15 protein-coding genes and 1 pseudogene are annotated in these 15,437 nt (G+C 67.0%); 6 read left to right on the top strand and 10 right to left on the bottom strand.

The features are described 5' to 3' along the window. Positions 1-15: 15 nt before the first annotated feature. The gene (locus NMQ03_RS01705; RefSeq protein WP_255174115.1) at positions 16-1,572 is read left to right on the top strand and encodes a carboxylesterase/lipase family protein; all 1,557 of its coding nucleotides are present in this window, start codon (positions 16-18) and stop codon (positions 1,570-1,572) included. Here the strand turns inward: NMQ03_RS01705 and NMQ03_RS01700 are convergent. From NMQ03_RS01700 to NMQ03_RS01675, 6 genes and pseudogenes are all read right to left on the bottom strand, one after another. Then, positions 1,550-1,990 (bottom strand): SRPBCC family protein, encoded by a 441-nt coding sequence (locus tag NMQ03_RS01700; RefSeq protein WP_255174114.1) that lies wholly within the window; start codon positions 1,988-1,990, stop codon positions 1,550-1,552. The genes NMQ03_RS01705 and NMQ03_RS01700 overlap by 23 nt on opposite strands. Continuing rightward, positions 1,990-2,259 carry a hypothetical protein gene (locus NMQ03_RS01695; protein WP_159634144.1) on the bottom strand — a complete coding sequence of 90 codons (270 nt, stop codon included), beginning with the start codon at positions 2,257-2,259 and terminating at the stop codon, positions 1,990-1,992. Before NMQ03_RS01695 ends, NMQ03_RS01700 begins: the two co-directional genes overlap by 1 nt. Positions 2,260-2,281: 22 nt before the next feature. Continuing rightward, positions 2,282-2,773, bottom strand: a complete 492-nt coding sequence (locus tag NMQ03_RS01690) for an RpiB/LacA/LacB family sugar-phosphate isomerase (protein ID WP_303694357.1) — start codon at positions 2,771-2,773, stop codon at positions 2,282-2,284. Continuing rightward, positions 2,770-4,373: pseudogene (locus tag NMQ03_RS01685) on the bottom strand (dihydroxyacetone kinase family protein). Before NMQ03_RS01685 ends, NMQ03_RS01690 begins: the two are co-directional and overlap by 4 nt. Before the next feature lie 53 nt (positions 4,374-4,426). Continuing rightward, the gene (locus tag NMQ03_RS01680) at positions 4,427-5,200 is read right to left on the bottom strand and encodes an SDR family NAD(P)-dependent oxidoreductase (RefSeq protein ID WP_255174113.1); all 774 of its coding nucleotides are present in this window, start codon (positions 5,198-5,200) and stop codon (positions 4,427-4,429) included. A 117-nt stretch (positions 5,201-5,317) separates the two neighbouring features. Continuing rightward, positions 5,318-6,145, bottom strand: a complete 828-nt coding sequence (locus tag NMQ03_RS01675) for a sugar phosphate isomerase/epimerase (protein ID WP_255175713.1) — start codon at positions 6,143-6,145, stop codon at positions 5,318-5,320. A 186-nt stretch (positions 6,146-6,331) separates the two neighbouring features. Here NMQ03_RS01675 and NMQ03_RS01670 point away from each other — a divergent pair, with 186 nt between their 5' ends. From NMQ03_RS01670 to NMQ03_RS01650, 5 genes are all read left to right on the top strand, one after another. After that, the gene (locus NMQ03_RS01670; RefSeq protein WP_255174112.1) at positions 6,332-7,669 is read left to right on the top strand and encodes an MFS transporter; all 1,338 of its coding nucleotides are present in this window, start codon (positions 6,332-6,334) and stop codon (positions 7,667-7,669) included. 36 nt (positions 7,670-7,705) lie between these two features. Then, positions 7,706-8,617 (top strand): transketolase, encoded by a 912-nt coding sequence (locus NMQ03_RS01665; RefSeq protein WP_255174111.1) that lies wholly within the window; start codon positions 7,706-7,708, stop codon positions 8,615-8,617. Further along, positions 8,614-9,633, top strand: coding sequence for a transketolase family protein (locus tag NMQ03_RS01660; RefSeq protein WP_255174110.1), 1,020 nt, complete (start codon positions 8,614-8,616; stop codon positions 9,631-9,633). Before NMQ03_RS01665 ends, NMQ03_RS01660 begins: the two co-directional genes overlap by 4 nt. Before the next feature lie 119 nt (positions 9,634-9,752). Beyond that, positions 9,753-10,412: a GntR family transcriptional regulator gene (locus tag NMQ03_RS01655; RefSeq protein ID WP_159635915.1), complete on the top strand. Its 660-nt coding sequence runs from the start codon at positions 9,753-9,755 to the stop codon at positions 10,410-10,412. Positions 10,413-10,499: 87 nt separating this feature from the next. Then, entirely contained in the window at positions 10,500-10,949 is a 450-nt protein-coding gene (locus tag NMQ03_RS01650; RefSeq protein ID WP_255174109.1) for a DapH/DapD/GlmU-related protein, read from the top strand. A gap of 47 nt (positions 10,950-10,996) precedes the next feature. Here the strand turns inward: NMQ03_RS01650 and NMQ03_RS01645 are convergent, their stop codons facing one another. From NMQ03_RS01645 to NMQ03_RS01630, 4 genes are read right to left on the bottom strand one after another with little or no spacing between them, the layout of a single operon-like run. After that, positions 10,997-12,049, bottom strand: coding sequence for a LacI family DNA-binding transcriptional regulator (locus tag NMQ03_RS01645; protein ID WP_255174108.1), 1,053 nt, complete (start codon positions 12,047-12,049; stop codon positions 10,997-10,999). Beyond that, entirely contained in the window at positions 12,049-13,533 is a 1,485-nt protein-coding gene (locus NMQ03_RS01640; RefSeq protein ID WP_255174107.1) for a glycoside hydrolase family 1 protein, read from the bottom strand. The genes NMQ03_RS01645 and NMQ03_RS01640 overlap by 1 nt, the downstream gene beginning before the upstream one ends. Further along, complete coding sequence (locus tag NMQ03_RS01635; protein WP_255174106.1) at positions 13,530-14,447, bottom strand: carbohydrate ABC transporter permease; 918 nt, start codon at positions 14,445-14,447, stop codon at positions 13,530-13,532. The genes NMQ03_RS01640 and NMQ03_RS01635 overlap by 4 nt, the downstream gene beginning before the upstream one ends. Further along, positions 14,444-15,436, bottom strand: a complete 993-nt coding sequence (locus NMQ03_RS01630) for a carbohydrate ABC transporter permease (protein WP_255174105.1) — start codon at positions 15,434-15,436, stop codon at positions 14,444-14,446. The genes NMQ03_RS01635 and NMQ03_RS01630 overlap by 4 nt, the downstream gene beginning before the upstream one ends. Position 15,437 lies beyond the last annotated feature (1 nt).

The following is a 15,437-nucleotide window of genomic DNA, read 5'->3' as shown; positions in this document are numbered from 1 at the left end:
CGTAACCTGTCAACCATGACGCGCCTCTCCACGCCCAGCGGACCCGTCCACGGCACTTCCCTGGAAACTGACGGGACCACCATCCACCGGTTCCTTGGCATCCCTTACGCCGCGCCGCCGTCGGGCGCCAACCGTTTCCTGCCCCCGGTCCCGGTCCCGCCGTGGACCGAAGGGCTGGACTGCACCGCACCGGGTCCCGCAGCGCCGCAGAACCCGGAATCCCCCGCACCCCCGGGAGCCAATCCGCGCACCTGGAGCGAGGAAGGCTGCCTGAACCTGAACATCTGGACACCGGGGACGGACGGTCCCGCCAGGCCGGTCATGGTATGGATCCATGGCGGCGCGTACCTTCTGGGCGCCAACAGTGACGGCATGTACGACGGCGCCCGGCTCGCCGCCGCGGCGGGCGTGGTGCTGGTGTCCATCAACTACCGCCTGGGCGCGCTGGGCTTCCTGCACCTGGCTGATCTGCTGGGGGCCGGGTATGAAGACTCCGGAAACCTCGCCCTGCTGGACCAGCTGGAGGCCCTCCGCTGGGTGCGCCGGAACATCGCCGCGTTCGGCGGCGACCCGGACAACGTCACCGCTTTCGGCGAGTCCGCAGGCGCGGCAGCGATCGGCACGCTGCTGGGCATGCCGGCGTCGGATGGGCTCTTCCGCCGGGCCATCATGCAGAGCGGCACAGCGGAACGGTACCGCCGGCCGGAGGAGTCGGCCCGCATCACTTCGCTGTTCCTTGAGCTGTGCGGCCTGGCGCCGTCCTCCGCCGCGGAACTCCTCACGCTTCCGGTGGAGCGGCTGCTGGCCGCCCAACAGGACCTTGAGAAGCGTTTCGCCGCTGAATCCTTCGCGGTGCCTCTGCCGTTCCAGCCGACGTCCGGGACACCGTCACTTCCCGCGCCGCCGCTGGAAAGCATCCGTAACGGGCTCAACGGCTGGGTGGACCTGCTGATCGGGACCAACCTCAATGAGGGTTCATTCGCCGTCGAAATGCGGCCGCCTGCCGCCGGCGACCCCGACTACCCTGGCCGCGCCGCCGCAACCCTTGCCGGCAGCGGAGTGCCGGAGGCAGCGGCCTCCGGCTACACCGAAGCACTGGCCCGGGTGATGGGCCGGGAAGCCACGGGGAAGGAACTACTCGAGGCCTCGATCGCGGACTCCCTGTACCGCCAGCCGAGCAACCGCCTGCTGGATTCCAGGAGCCTCGCGGCCCGAAACGGAGCAACCGGAAAGACCTTCGCCTACCTGTTCACGTGGCGCAGCCCGGCGATGGGCGGAAAACTTGGCGCCTGCCACGCCCTGGACATCCCCTTCGTCTTCCGGCACCTGGACGCACCGGAGGCTGCGTTCCTCACCAGGGGCAAGGCACCGGCAGCCCTCGGCGACGCCATAAGCGGGGCCTGGGCGGCCTTCGCCGGCACCGGAAACCCGGCAACTGAGGAACTGGAATGGCCCGAGTACGGCGACGCGCGCAGCACCATGGTGCTGCGCGACGAAATCCGGCTGGAGAACGATCCGCGCCGGGAGCTCCGGGAGTTCTTCGAAGCCGTCAGGCCGCTGCCAGCGCGTTAAGCGTGTCCCGGATCCCGTTCAGTGCGGGATCGCGCAAGGAATTGAAGGCAGGCTTCAGGAGCGGCTGGATGATCTTGGTAAGCCCGTGGATGCTGAACTCGGCCGTGTACTTCACCACCGAACCTGTCCCGTTGGGGCTGACATCGATGGAATCGAACGAGGTTACGGTCTTGTTCTCGCCGCGCAGCTTGATGTGGTTGTCCGTCAGCTCGATGACCTCATAGACCAGGGTCTGGCGCTTCCCCCGGAACTCGGACTCGGCGTGGTACTTGTGCCCCACGGCCACGGGTCCCGGCGTGATTTTGTCCATGACAGGGGTGTTGGGGTCCCACTTGCTGGTGTTTTCGAACTCACGCATGAAGGCAAAGGCCTTCTCGGCGGACAGGTTGGTTTCCACACTTCCGGTGACTGTGATCATCACCCCAGTCTAGGAGCACCGCGCAACGGGGCGGCAGCCATCTTGTAGCAGAGTTTTCCGCCCAGCTCCCGGGGCCGGATCCATGCCTCGTACCCTTCGGCGGCGGTGAACAGTTCCCTGCCGCCACCGGCGTCGGCGGCGAGCCACAGCGCGGCCGGGCGCGGCATGGCGTCATCCACCACACCGGCCCGCACCACCTCAGAGTCCCTCCGGATCTCCACCGGAACCCCGATCAGGCGCCCCCAGTCGTGGCAGGGATAGGGCTTCATGACATTCCCCCGATGTGTCCGGCTAGCAGGACTCGAAGTCGGTGAGGACCTTGACCTTGCCCGCCGAGGCCGACGACGGATCGAACGTGTACCCGATCCATTCCTTTGCCAGGCGGCGGGCAAGTTCGATGCCCACCACGCGCTGGCCCATGGTGAGGACCTGGCAGTCGTTGGACAGGATGGAGCGCTCAACCGAGAACGAGTCGTGCGCTGCGGTGGCGCGGATGCCTTCCACCTTGTTCGCCGCGATGGCCACGCCGATGCCCGTGCCGCAGAAGAGAATGGCCCGGTCGGCCCGGCCGTCGCGGATCATCTCGCTTACCGCAATGCCCACGTAGGGGTAGGGCCTGGTGAAGTCGTCCGCGGCGTCGGTGCGGTTGACGCCGATGTCGATAACCTCGCTGACGCGGGGGTCGTTGCGGAGATCCGTCAGGACCTTGTCCTTGTAATCAACACCGGCTTCGTCCGCGCCGACAATGAGCCGCAGCCCCATGGTGTGTCCTTCCGTCGTCATAACTTGGCTCCCGCCGGCGCAGCGCCGGCTGTGCTGGTGGTGGTGAAATGCGGCCCCATCACGGCGAAGACCATGGCAAGAGACGTGGCGCCGGGGTCGGCGGTGCCCAGGCTCTTCTCGGCCAGCGGGCGGGCGCGGCCCTTCAGGGGCAGCAGGTCGGCGGTGGCCTCCGCCGCGGCTGCCGCTTCGCGGGCGGCGTCCTGCCAGGCCGGGCCTGGCTCGGCACCGTCAGCCACCGCCCGGCTGAATGTTGAAGCGAACGGCAGCAGCGCGTCCACCATGGTCTTGTCGCCGATCTCGGCCTTGCCCAGCTGGACGATGCGGTCCGCGAACGCCGTCACGGCGGCCGCAAGGACGTTGGCCCCGGGCGCGGAGGAGTTTCCTACCGTCTCGCCGAAGGCGCGCAGGCCCGCTCCCCAGAGGACACCGGAGGTTCCGCCGGCCTTGTCCGCCCAGGCGTCGCCGGCAGCAGGGTGCGCGCGGCACCGATGGCCTCGACGCAGGCCGCGGCATACCCACGGGAGGCGTCCGTGGCGACGAACGCCTCCGCCGGGGCGCCGGCGTCGGCCGCTTCTTCCCCGGCGGAAGTGCCCGCCCGGGTGACCACGGCACCCCGGCGGTAGGCCGGAGTCTCGGCAGGGGCAGCCCACAGTGGTTCCAGCTCCTCATCCAGCCAGGTGATGGTCAGCGAGACGCCGGCCATGTCCAGGCTGGTGACCAGCTCGCCGACCTCAGGCATCACCAGCGTGTAGCCGGCGTCGCGCAGCAGCGGTGCAATGGTTCCCCAGAGGACGAACAGCTCCTCGTGCTTGGTGGAGCCGAGCCCGTTGAGGATGACGGCGATCCTCCTGCCGGCGTCCGGCGGGGTTTCGGAGAGTACCCGGGCCACCAGTTCCCGGCCCAGGTCCTTCGCCGAGGGCAGGTCGGTGTCGTGCAGGCCCGGCTCGCCGTGGATGCCAAGGCCCAGGCCCATCTGCCCTTCCGGAAGGGTGAACAGCGGGGCGTCGGCGCCGGGGAACGTGCAGCCGGCGAACGCGCTGCCAATGGTGCGGGTCTGGTCATTGGCTTTGCGGCCCAGGCGGACCACCTCGGCCAGGTCCGCGCCGTTCTCGGCGGCGGCCCCCATCACTTTGAAGACGGTGAAGTCACCGGCGATCCCGCGGCGCTTGGCGGATTCCGACGGCGGGGCGCTGGCGATGTCGTCCGTCACCAGGACGTTCTCCACGGCGATGCCCTCGGCGGCCAGGCGCTCGCTGGCCATGCCGAAGTTCATCACGTCGCCGGCGTAGTTGCCGTACGTGAAGACGACGCCGGCGCCGGACTCGGCGGCCTTGGCCACCGCGTAGGCCTGCTGGGCGGACGGCGAGGTGAAGATGTTGCCCACCACCGCGCCGTCCGCGAAGCCGGTGCCGATCACCCCGGCGAACGCCGGGTAGTGCCCGGAGCCACCGACGGCCAGGACGGCAACCTTGGGCTGCGCAGGCCGGTAGCGGCGGACGGCGCCGCCGGGGACCTGGCGGACCAGGTCCGAGTGGACGTCGCAGAAGCCTGCCAGGGCCTCCTCGGCGAACTCTGAGGGGTCGTTGAAGATTTTGGTCATGGTGGGTTCTCCGGCGTCCGGGTGCTGTCAGTGCTGGGGGCTGTCAGGGGCTGCTAGTGGATGTGGCTGCCGCCATTGATGTCGATGGTGGTGCCGGTGAGGTAGGCCGAGTCCTCGGAGGAGAGGAAGGCGATCACGGCGGCCACTTCCTCGGTGGTGGCGTTGCGGCCCAGCGGGATGCCGGCGTTGATGGCCGCTTCCTGCTCCTCGGTGCTGCCTACGCGGATGTTGGTGTCCACGGCGCCGGGGGTGATGGCGTTGACGGTGACGCCGGTGGTGCCCAGTTCACGGGCCAGGGCCTTGGTGAAGCCCAGGATGGCTGCCTTTGCGGCGGAGTAGGGGACCTTGCCGAAGACGCCGCCGCCTCGCTGGGCAGAGACGGAGGACATGTTGACGATCCGGCCCCAGCCGTTGGCGATCATGTCCGGCAGGAAAGCCTTGGTCACCAGGTAGGTGCCGGTGGCGTTGACATCCATGACCTTGTGCCACAGCTCGAGGGTGGTCTCCAGGAACGGGATGGGCGAGGTGATGCCGGCGATGTTGGCCAGGGCGCCGACGGGCGGGAGGTTGCCGGCGGCCACCTCGGCGGCGACGGCGGCCTGGGCGGCGGTGACGGAGGCTTCGTTGGCGACGTCGATCTCGTGGCCGAAGGCGGGGACGTTGAATTCGTTGCCGATTTCGGCTGCGACCTTGGCGGACTTCTCGCCGTCGAGGTCCAGGATGACGATGCCCCAGCCGTCACGGGCGTAGCGGCGGGCGGTGGTGATGCCGATGCCGCGGTCCGAGGTTGCTCCGGTGAGGACGGCGGTGCGCTGGATGGTGGTCATGGTGGGGCTCCTTGAATTGTGTGCGTGGATCGCTTGTTTGGGTGGATCGATTGCTCCGCAACGGCCCTTATGAGGCGTCAAAACGGCGTTTACGGAGCAATCGATGAAGGGGTCAGCTCAGATGAGGTCGGTGATGAAACTTGCTGCCTTGGCGGCGGCGGCGGGACGTTCGTCGTTGGTGACGTCCCGGGTTTCCAGTTCGAGCGAGAAGTGGCCGGTGTAGCCGTCGGCGGCGAGCCGCTTCAGGCCGCCGGCGAAGTCGGCGGCCCCGTTGCCGATGCTGAGGTTGATGTTCCCCGGCACGGCGTCGCGCAGGTGGACGTGGCTGATGCGGCCCTGGTGCCGGTCCAGGTAGGCCTGGATGTCCTCGCCCGACGCCACAACGTGGCTGAAGTCCATGACGATTCCGACGCCGGAACCGGCAAGGCGGTCGGCCAGGAGTCCCGCGCGCTCCAGGTTCCAGCAGAACCGCAGGAAGTGCAGGGATTCGGTCCAAAGTTCGACGCCGAACTCCGCCGCCCGCCGCCGGGCACCAATGAGCTGGGCGGCAACGAGGTCCAGGTCGTCGCCAACGCTCCGGACCGGGGTATGGTCCAGGGCGCCGCATGGCAGGACCAGCGCCTTCGCACCGATGTTGGCCGTCAGGGTCAGCAGGGCGTAAAGGTGGCGCTCCCGCCCGGCCCGGCCCTCGTCGTCGTCGAGCACTTTGTTCAAGTCCCCGATGTCGCCGTTCACGGAACGGACGCGCAGGCCCGAAGCGTTGACCTCCGCGGAGACTGCGGCGACGGCGCCGGCGTCGAGCCCGTACGGTACGTGGTCACAGACGCCGGGCAACGCGCCCAGGTCGATCTCCTCGAAGCCCAGCCCCTTCATAGTCCGCAGGGCGGTGCCCAGGTCCTGGTGCCTGAAGCTGATGGACGAGCACCCAAGTCTGGAATGGAACATCATTGATCCTTTGGTTCGTGCCGGACTGTAGTGATGGGGACCACAATACAGAAGTTAACTGTCAACAGTCAACTCTAAAAGTCGACTGTTGACAGTCAGAATGATCTGGGTCACACTGGATCCCATCAATTGTTAACAGTCGACAGCGGCGGACCTCCTTCAGCCGCTTTTCGAAAGGGAACCACCATGAGCAAAGATGCTCTGACCATGCGCGGCCCGGTCCACGGCACCAAGGATGCCCGGCGAGTTGCCATCGGATCCGGCGTGGGGGCCGTGATTGAGACGTATGACTTCATCGGCTTCGGCACCGCTGCCGCACTGTACTTCGGCACCGCCTTCTTCCCCGGAACCGATCCGGTGACCGGCACGCTGGCCTCCTTCGCCACCCTCGGCGTCGGCTTCGCAGCCCGCCCCCTTGGCGGCATCATCGGCGGACACCTCGGCGACAAGGTAGGCCGCAAGCCGGTCCTGGTCGCCTCCCTGATCCTGATGGGCCTGGCCACCTTCGCCATCGGCCTGCTCCCCACCTACGCGGCAGTCGGACTGCTGGCTCCGGCCCTGCTCGTCTTTGTCCGCATCGTCCAGGGCCTGGCCTTCGGCGCGGAATGGGGCGGCGCGATCCTGATGAGCTACGAGCACGCACCCTGGAAGGCCAAGGGCAAGTACACCGGCATCGTCCAGGCCGGCTTCCCCGTGGGCCTGCTGCTGGCCAACCTGACCTTCCTGTTCAGCGTCCAGCTCGGCAACGAACTGGCCTGGCGTATCCCGTTCCTCGCCAGCATCCTGCTGGTCATCGTGGGCCTGATCATCCGTTCCAAGGTCCCCGAGTCCCCGGTGTTCGATGAGGTCAAGGACAGCGGCGCCATCGTGAAGGCCCCCATCGTTGAGGTCATCAAGACGGACTGGCGCAACATCGTCAAGGGCATCGGCCTCCGCATCGCCGAGACCGCCGGCTACGCAGTGTCCATCACCTACATGATTTCCTACATCAACAGCCAGCACCTGGCGGACAAGAGCCAGACCCTGATCGCGCTCTGCATCGCTTCGGCCATCGGCATCTTCGCCACCCAGGCCTGGGCCGCGCTGACGGACCGCATCGGCCGCCGCCCGCTCTACATCTGGTCCACCGCCTTCGCCGCACTGTTCGCCATCCCGATGTTCCTGCTGGTCAACACCGGCCTGTTCATCGCCATCATCCTCACCATCGTGATCTCCTACGCGGTATGCCAGAACTCCCTGGCCGGTGCCCAGGGCGCCTGGTTCCCGGAACTCTTCCAGGCCAAGACCCGCGCCTCCGGCGCCAGCCTGGCGTACCAGATCTCGGCCATGGTGTCCGGCTTCACCCCGTTCATCACCACCCTGCTGTTCGTCAGCTTTGGCTGGATGGGCCCCGCACTGCTCTTCGGCGCGTACGCCCTGATCGGCCTCTGGGCCGCCGTCGCCACCCGGGAAACCTGGGGCAGGCGGGAACGCGAACTGGCTGACGAGGCCACCAAAAGCACCCCGAACACTGTGAACGCCTGAATGACCACCACGCATCAAACGACCACGGAGCCAGCAATGCCTACAGATACCGTCCAGGACGCCGCCCCGCAGGGACAAACACTGCAGACTGCGGTGACTCCGGAACGGCTGGAGAAGATCAGCGCCGCCGCCTACCGGATCCGGCACCACGCCCTGAACATGGGCGAGGTGCAGGGCCAGGGGTACGTGGGCCAGGCCCTGGGTGCCGCGGACATGCTCGCCACCGTCTACGGTGACCAGCTGAAGTTCCGCGCGGATGACCCGCACTGGGAAGCCCGCGACCGGTTCCTGCTCTCCACCGGCCACTACGCCATCGGCCACTACGCGGCCCTGGCCGAAGCCGGGATCGTTCCGGTGGAGGAACTGGAAACCTACGGCTCGGACGATTCCCGCCTGCCGATGTCCGGCATGTCCACCTACACGCCGGGCATGGAAATCTCCGGCGGCTCGCTGGGGCACGGCCTGACCATCGCCGTCGGCATGGCCCTGGGCCTGCGCTACCAGGGCTCGTCCGCCCGGGTGTTCAACTTCCTCTCCGACGGGGAACTGGACGAGGGCTCCACCTGGGAGGCCGCGATGGGCGCGCACCACCACCAGCTGGGCAACCTCACCGCCATGGTGGACATCAACGCCCTGCAGGCGGACGGCAAGACGGACACCGTGCTCCGCACCGAGCCCGTTACGGAAAAGTGGGAATCGTTCGGCTGGTACACCCAGCGGGTGGACGGGAACGACGTCGGCGCGCTGCTGGCGGCGTTCGACAACGCAGCTGCCCAGGCCGCCGCCGTCGGACGCCCCTCCGTGATCCTGTGCGACACGAAGGTTGGCCGGGGCGTGCCGCTGCTGGAGAACCGCGAAAAGGCGCACTTCATGCGCATCGAAGAGAACGAATGGCAGATCTGCCGCGAGCAGCTCACTGCCGGCTACGAAGGAAAGGCTTCAGCATGAGCACCACCACCGAGGCCCCCGACACCGCAGCAGCGGCCAAGCCGAAGCTGAAGACCTCGGCGATGATCGCATCGTTCGCCGACCCGGGCCAGAAGACCTCCAACGCACCGTTCGGGCACGCCCTGGTCAAGGCCGCACAGGAGAACGACAAGATCGTGGGCCTGACCGCGGACCTGGGCAAGTACACGGACATGCACATCTTCGCCCAGGCCTTCCCGGAACGGTTCTTCCAGATGGGCATGGCCGAGCAGCTGCTCTTCGGCGCAGCCGCGGGCCTGGCCGAATCCGGTTTGGTGCCCTTCGCGTCCACCTACTCGGTGTTCGCCGCCCGCCGCGCCTACGACTTCCTCTGCCTGGACGCGGCCGAGCCGAACCTGAACGTGAACATCGTTGGCGGCCTGCCGGGCCTCACGACCGGGTACGGCCCCAGCCACCAGGCCACCGAGGACATGGCGATCTTCCGCGGCATGCCCAACCTGACCATCGTGGACCCCTGCGACTCAATCGACATCGAGCAGGCCGTCCCGCAACTGGCCGCCTCGGAAGGCCCCACCTACCTGAGGCTGCTGCGCGGCAATGTGCCCACCGTCCTGGACGAGTACGACTACACGTTCGAGCTCGGCAAGGCCAAGGTGCTGCGCGGCGGCAACGACGTGGTGTTCATTTCCTCCGGCCTGATGACCATGCGCGCCCTGCAGGCAGCCAAGGCCCTGGCGGCACACAACGTGGATGTCGCCGTCGTGCACACCCCCACCATCAAGCCGTTCGACGCCGGGACCGTCCTTAAGGAGGTCAACACGGACCGCCTGGCCGTCACCCTGGAGAACCACTCCGTGGTGGGCGGGCTGTTCGAAACTGTTGCCTCCGCCGTCGTCACCGCCGGTGTGGGCAAGCGTGTGGTGCCCATCGGACTGCCGGACCAGTTCCTGGACGCCGGCGCCCTGCCCACCCTGCACGACCGGTACGGCCTCGCCGTGGACCGCATCGTGGCCAAAGTCCTCGCCGAACTCGGCTAGGGCAGGAAACCGATGCAGAAAGCCCGGCACCGGTCCCGTCCGGTGCCGTGCTTTCTGCCGTACTATCGAAACCACTACCGACTGTAAACAGTCGACTTATGACATTGAGGACAGAAGCCATGGCCGGACTGACCGCCCCGCTGCTGGGACTGGAAAAGAAAAGCCTGCGCGAGCAGGCGCTCTCGGCGCTGAGGACCGCCATCACCAGCGGCGAGCTGGAACCGGGCCGCCATCTGGTTGAAACCGAATTGTCCGAGATGCTGCAGATCAGCCGCGGCACCCTTCGTGAAGCCCTCCGCCAGCTGGAACAGGAGGGCCTGCTGTCCGCCGGACCGCGCGGCCGCCTCTCCGTCCGCCACCTGGACGAAAAGGAAATCCGGGACATCTACGCAGTCCGCGCCGCCCTGGAATCCCTCGCCGCCCGGACACTCTGCGAACTCCCGGACCGGCAGCACGTCACCGAGTCCCTCCACAAAGCCATCGACGCCATGACGGAGGCCACGAACGGAAGCCTGGAGGAGCGGATCGAATCCGACCTCGAATTCCACCGCACCCTCTGCCGGCTCACGGGCAATGAAACCCTGCTCCACTCCTGGGAGTCATTGGAAGGGTCCATCCGGATGTCCATCATGTTCGCAGGCCTGGAAAAGGGTGTCAGCAACATGAGCGTTGACCGCCACAAGGACATCGTGGGCGCCATCGACACCGGGGACGCCACCCTGGCCCGGAAGACCATCCTGGAACACATGGACACCGCCGCGGCCAACCTGGTGGCGTAGCCCTTCCGCCCTGTCCAGGGAATCCTCGCGGCCTCCCGGCCGTTAACCTACTGCGCGGTAAAAACCGCGGTGGTAACGAGGGATGGTATGACCGCAAAGTTTGTGTCAGTCGAGGACGACGCCGGGAAGGTCACCCGGTACAGCCGCCATGACAACGGCGGCGGGCTCATCGCTCCAGGGGCCAGCGTGGCGGACAGCGCCCGGGTCGGCCCCATGACCTACGTGGAGCACGGCGCGCAGGTGGGATCAGGCTGCCGGATTGGACACGGCAGCTGGATCGACCGCGGCGCCACCATCGGTGACCGGACGGTCATCGGCGACGGCGTGCGCATCGGCCGGGGCACGGTGATCGGCAATCACGTCCACATCGGCAGCCACTCGCGCATTGGCTCCAGCGTCCTGATCGAGCACGGCGTACACCTGGATTCGGACAGCACCGTGCCGGATGGCAGCGAGGTCCTGGCGGGCGCCCATTCACGCCTGGCACCGGCCCGGCACCGGACGCACCGCAAGGCGAAGGGCGGGCTGGCCGCCTAAGCCGGGCCCTAGGCCGGGCCGCTTCGGCGCCGCGGGTCCGCAGCCGGCTACAAAGCAGTGCTTCCGCGCACCACCAGTTCCGCCCGATAAATGACGGGCTCCCAGGCCTCGCCGGGGTTGCTAATGGCGCTGACCAGCAGCTTTCCGGCCGCAGCCGCGATGTCCGCCACGGGATGGGCCACGGTGGTGAGTCCCAGGCCGTTTGACGCCTGGATGGGGTGGTTGTCGAAGCCCACCACCGCCACGTCGTCCGGCACCCGCCGCCCGCTTCCGCGAAGAGTGTCCACCACCCCGAGCGCCATGAGGTCTGATGCGGCGAATATCCCGTCCACGTCAGGCGTCTCGGCCAGCAGTTGGGCCGCAGCCTCGGCACCTCCCGGCGTCGTGAAGTCCCCGTGGATGACCGGTCCGGGCTCAAGGCCGGCTTCCCTGAGTCCCTGCAGCCATCCTTCCAGGCGGTCGACGGCGGCCGTCATATCGGTGGGGCCGGCGACAGTTGCGGGCCGGGTGCAGCCGATGCCCGCCAGATGCCGTGCCGCCAGCCGCCCGCCCTCGAAGTTGTCCAGGTCCACGTAGGGAATCCCGGATTCCGTATCCCACGGCCTGCCGATGAAGACGGTGGGCAAACCGGTAGCGCCGAGGGTCTCAACCCAGTCGTCGGCGCGGTGGTGGGATACCACGATCGCCCCGTCAACGTGGCCCCCGCGCAGGTAGCGGATGGTCCGCGCAGAGTCGTCGCCGGCCCGGGACATCAGCAGTACCAGCTGCAGGTCCGTCTCGCGCAGTGCTTCATTGACTCCAGTAATGACTGCGGCGAAGTACGGGTCCATCATGACCCGGGCGTCGGGTTCGGGGATGACCAGCGCCACCGAACCCGTGCGCCGGGTGACCAGGCTTCGCGCTGCACGGTTTGGGGTGTAGCCCAACGCCACGATCGCGGCGTCAACCGCAGCCTGGGCTTCCGGGCTCACCTTGGATCCGCCGTTGATGGCACGGGATGCAGTGGAGCGGGACACCCCGGCGGCGGACGCCAGGTCCTCCAGCGTGGGACTGGTCCGCCCTGCTGCGGCCAAGGCAGGGCGGCTGGTCTTTTCGTTCATTACACCGACAATACGACACCTTGCTCCGTAGTCGGCACCGGGCTGCCGGGGGCTGGAACGGCATTGGAAGAAGCCACCGCCGAGTACCACAAGGCACTGGCTTTGGGGATGCGTTCCTGCGTTGTGTAGTCCACCCGGACCAGTCCAAAGCGCTGGTGGTAGCCGAAGGACCACTCGAAGTTGTCCAGCAGGGACCAGGCCAGGTACCCGCGGACGTCCACACCATCTGCGATCGCACCATGTACTGCGTGGAGATGGGCCGCGAAGAATCCCAGCCGGTCCTGGTCGTCCACGAACCCCGCGCTGTCAGGGACGTCATCGTAAGCTGCGCCGTTTTCCGTGATGTACACCGGGATCCCCGCCGGACCGGTGTACTCTGCCTGCAGCCGGTTGAGCAGGCGCCGCAGCCCCTCCGGCTGGACCTCCCAACCCATTCCCGTCAGTGGCAGGCCGCGGGGCACCGAACGCGCGCCGTCAGCCGCCACGAACGGTGAGGACACCGCGCGGACCACCTGCTCAGGAGACGCCGTCGTCGTTGCATCAGGCTGGCCCGGGACATCGGCAGGATCCTTGGTCAGCGATTCACCGTGGTAGTAGTTGACGCCGAGCAGGTCCAGGGGCGTGGAAATGGTCTCCAGATCCCCGTCCTGCACCAGCTCGGCCAGGCCAAGGTGCGCAACGTCCGCCAGCAGGTCGGCCGGGTACTCCCCCTTGAACAGCGGTTCCAGGAAGATCCTGTTGAACTGGCCGTCGATCCTCCTTGCCGCGTCCCTGTCACCCTCGCTGCCGGGATCCCGCGGATCCGCGACTGTCAGGTTCAGGGTGATGCCTACGGAGGCCCCGGAGTCCTGGCGGCGAATTTCCCGTGCTGCGAGTCCATGCCCAAGCAGCAGGTGGTGGGCGGCAGCCAACCCGGCCCGCGGGTCCTGTCTCCCCGGTGCATGGATGCCGGCCGCATAGCCCAGGAACGCCGAGCACCACGGCTCGTTGAGGGTCGTCCAAATCCGGACCCGGTCGCCCAGGACGCTGTGCATGAGGGCCGCGTACTCGGCGAAACGGTATGCCGTGTCCCGGTTGGCCCAGCCGCCCTTGTCCTCAAGCGCCTGGGGCAGGTCCCAGTGGTACAGGGTCAGCCAAGGCGTAATGCCTGCCGCCAAGAGTTCGTCGACCAGACGGGAGTAGAAGTCGAGGCCTTCGGGATTGGGCGTGGCGCCGTCGGGCATGCAACGGGCCCAGGAAATAGAGAACCGGTAGGCCCCCATGTTCATATCGGCCATTAGGGCCACGTCCTGCTTGTAGCGCCGGTAGTGGTCGCACGCCACTTCCCCGTTGTGACCGTCTGCCACCGCACCGGGCAGCCGCGCGAACGCATCCCAGATAGAGTCCTGTCGGCCCTCGGCATGTGCTGCCCCTTCAATTTGGTAGGCAGCTGTTGCCGTGCCCCAGAGAAACCCCTCCGGGAACGAAAGTTGGGTGGAACTCATCCCTTGACTGCTCCTTGCATAATTCCAGATACGAGTTGCCGGCCTGCTGCGATAAACAGAAGCAGGAGCGGGACAGTGGCCAGGACGGCACCGGCCAGGACCACGGAGTAGTCCACGAAATGGGCAGCCTGCAGCAATTGCAGGGCCACCGGAAGGGTGGGGTTCGAGGGGTCCAGGACGATGAACGGCCAAAAGAAGTTCGTCCAGGTGGCCACGAAGGTGAACAGCGCGAGCATGGCGGCCGCGGGCCGGGCAGCCGGGAATCCTATGTACCAGAAGGCCTGGATCATGGAAGCCCCATCCATCCTCACTGCCTCAATGAGTTCATCCGGAAGGGCGTCGCGCAGGTACTGGGTCATCCAGAACACGCCGAAAGCCGTGACAACACCGGGGATGATGACAGCCCAGAGCGAGCCGGTCCACCCCAGTTTGGACATCACGATAAACAGCGGAACCACGCCGAGCTGGGTGGGAACCGCCATCGTTGCGATGACGAACACCAACAACCCCTTACTGCCCCGGAACCGGAGCTTGGCGAAGGCGAAGACGGCCAGGGTGGAGAACACGACGACGGAGGCCGCAGTCACGCACGAGACGATGAGGCTGTTGCCCATCGCCTTCCAGAACGGGATGCTGTCGAAAACCTTCGCGGCGTTGACCAGGAAGTTGCCCCCGGGCAACAGCGGGATGCCACGGCTCAGGACGGTGCTGTCGTGGCTGCCGACCAGAAAGGACCAGTAGAGCGGAAAGAGGGACGCCAGAAGCACAGCGCCGAGGAACCCGTACGTGAGGAAACCGGGCCTGCGGGCACTCCCGCGGCCGGCCCTCGGACCCCTGGCACCCGGCCCGCGCCGCGCGGCTGCCCGTGCGGCCCCTTTGCTTACCGTCTGTTCGATCATGGGGATGGAGCTCATTTGCGGCCTCCCTGGCTTGCGATGCGCTTGGCGATGAGGAAGTTGAACAGGGCGATCAGCACAATGATCAGGAAAAGCAGCCACGCCACAGCCGAGGCCCTGCCAAAGTTGCGCTGGCCCCAGCCGAGTTCCCAGATATACATCGTCAGCGTCTGCCATTGCCTGTCCGCTCCGCCCAGGCCCGACTGGTCGAAGACCCGCGGCTCGTCGAAGATCTGCAGGCCGCCGATGGTCGAGGTGATCACCACGAAGATCACCGTCGGACGCAGCATGGGGACGGTAACGGAGAAGAACTGGCGCAGCCGGCCGGCGCCGTCGATCGTTGCCGCCTCGAACACGTCCCGGAGAATGGCCTGCATGGCCGCGAGGAAGATCAGCGCGTTGTAGCCTGTCCACCGGAAATTCACCATGGTGGCGATCGCCAGGTGGCTGGCTACAGATTCGGAATGCCACCGGACCGGGTCCAGCCCTGCCGCCGTCAACACCCCGTTGATCAGTCCGAACTGGTCTGCGAAGAGGTTGTTGAAGATCAGGCCCACCGCCACGGGCGCCACGACGAACGGCACCAGGACCCCCATCCGCCAGAACGTCCTTGCCCTCAGGTTCGCGTCCAGCACCGCCGCTATCACCAGTGCAATAACAACCTGGGGGACGGAGGACAGGATGAAGATGCTGAAGGTGTTGCCCACCGCGTTCCAGAAGTAGGGCTGGGCCACCACAAAGGCGTAGTTTTCCAGGCCTGTGAACTTGCCCTGTCCACCGATGAGGTTCCAGTTGTGGAGGGAAACCCACGCCGTGTACACCAGGGGGAAGAGCCCGGTGATGGCAAACAGGATGAAGAACGGCGAGATGTAGAGGTAGGGGGACACCTTGACGTCCCACTTGGACACCTGCTGGGAGAAGGCCAGGCGCCGGACACCCTTCGTCCCTTCCGGAGGCAGGGACTGCCTCCGGGGGCTCCGTGGCTTGACCCGGTCGGTGACAGCCATG

This window comes from Arthrobacter sp. DNA4 (assembly GCF_024362385.1).
In the GTDB taxonomy this organism is placed as follows: Bacteria; Actinomycetota; Actinomycetes; order Actinomycetales; family Micrococcaceae; genus Arthrobacter.
This window is presented reverse-complemented; position numbering and strand designations above follow the sequence as displayed.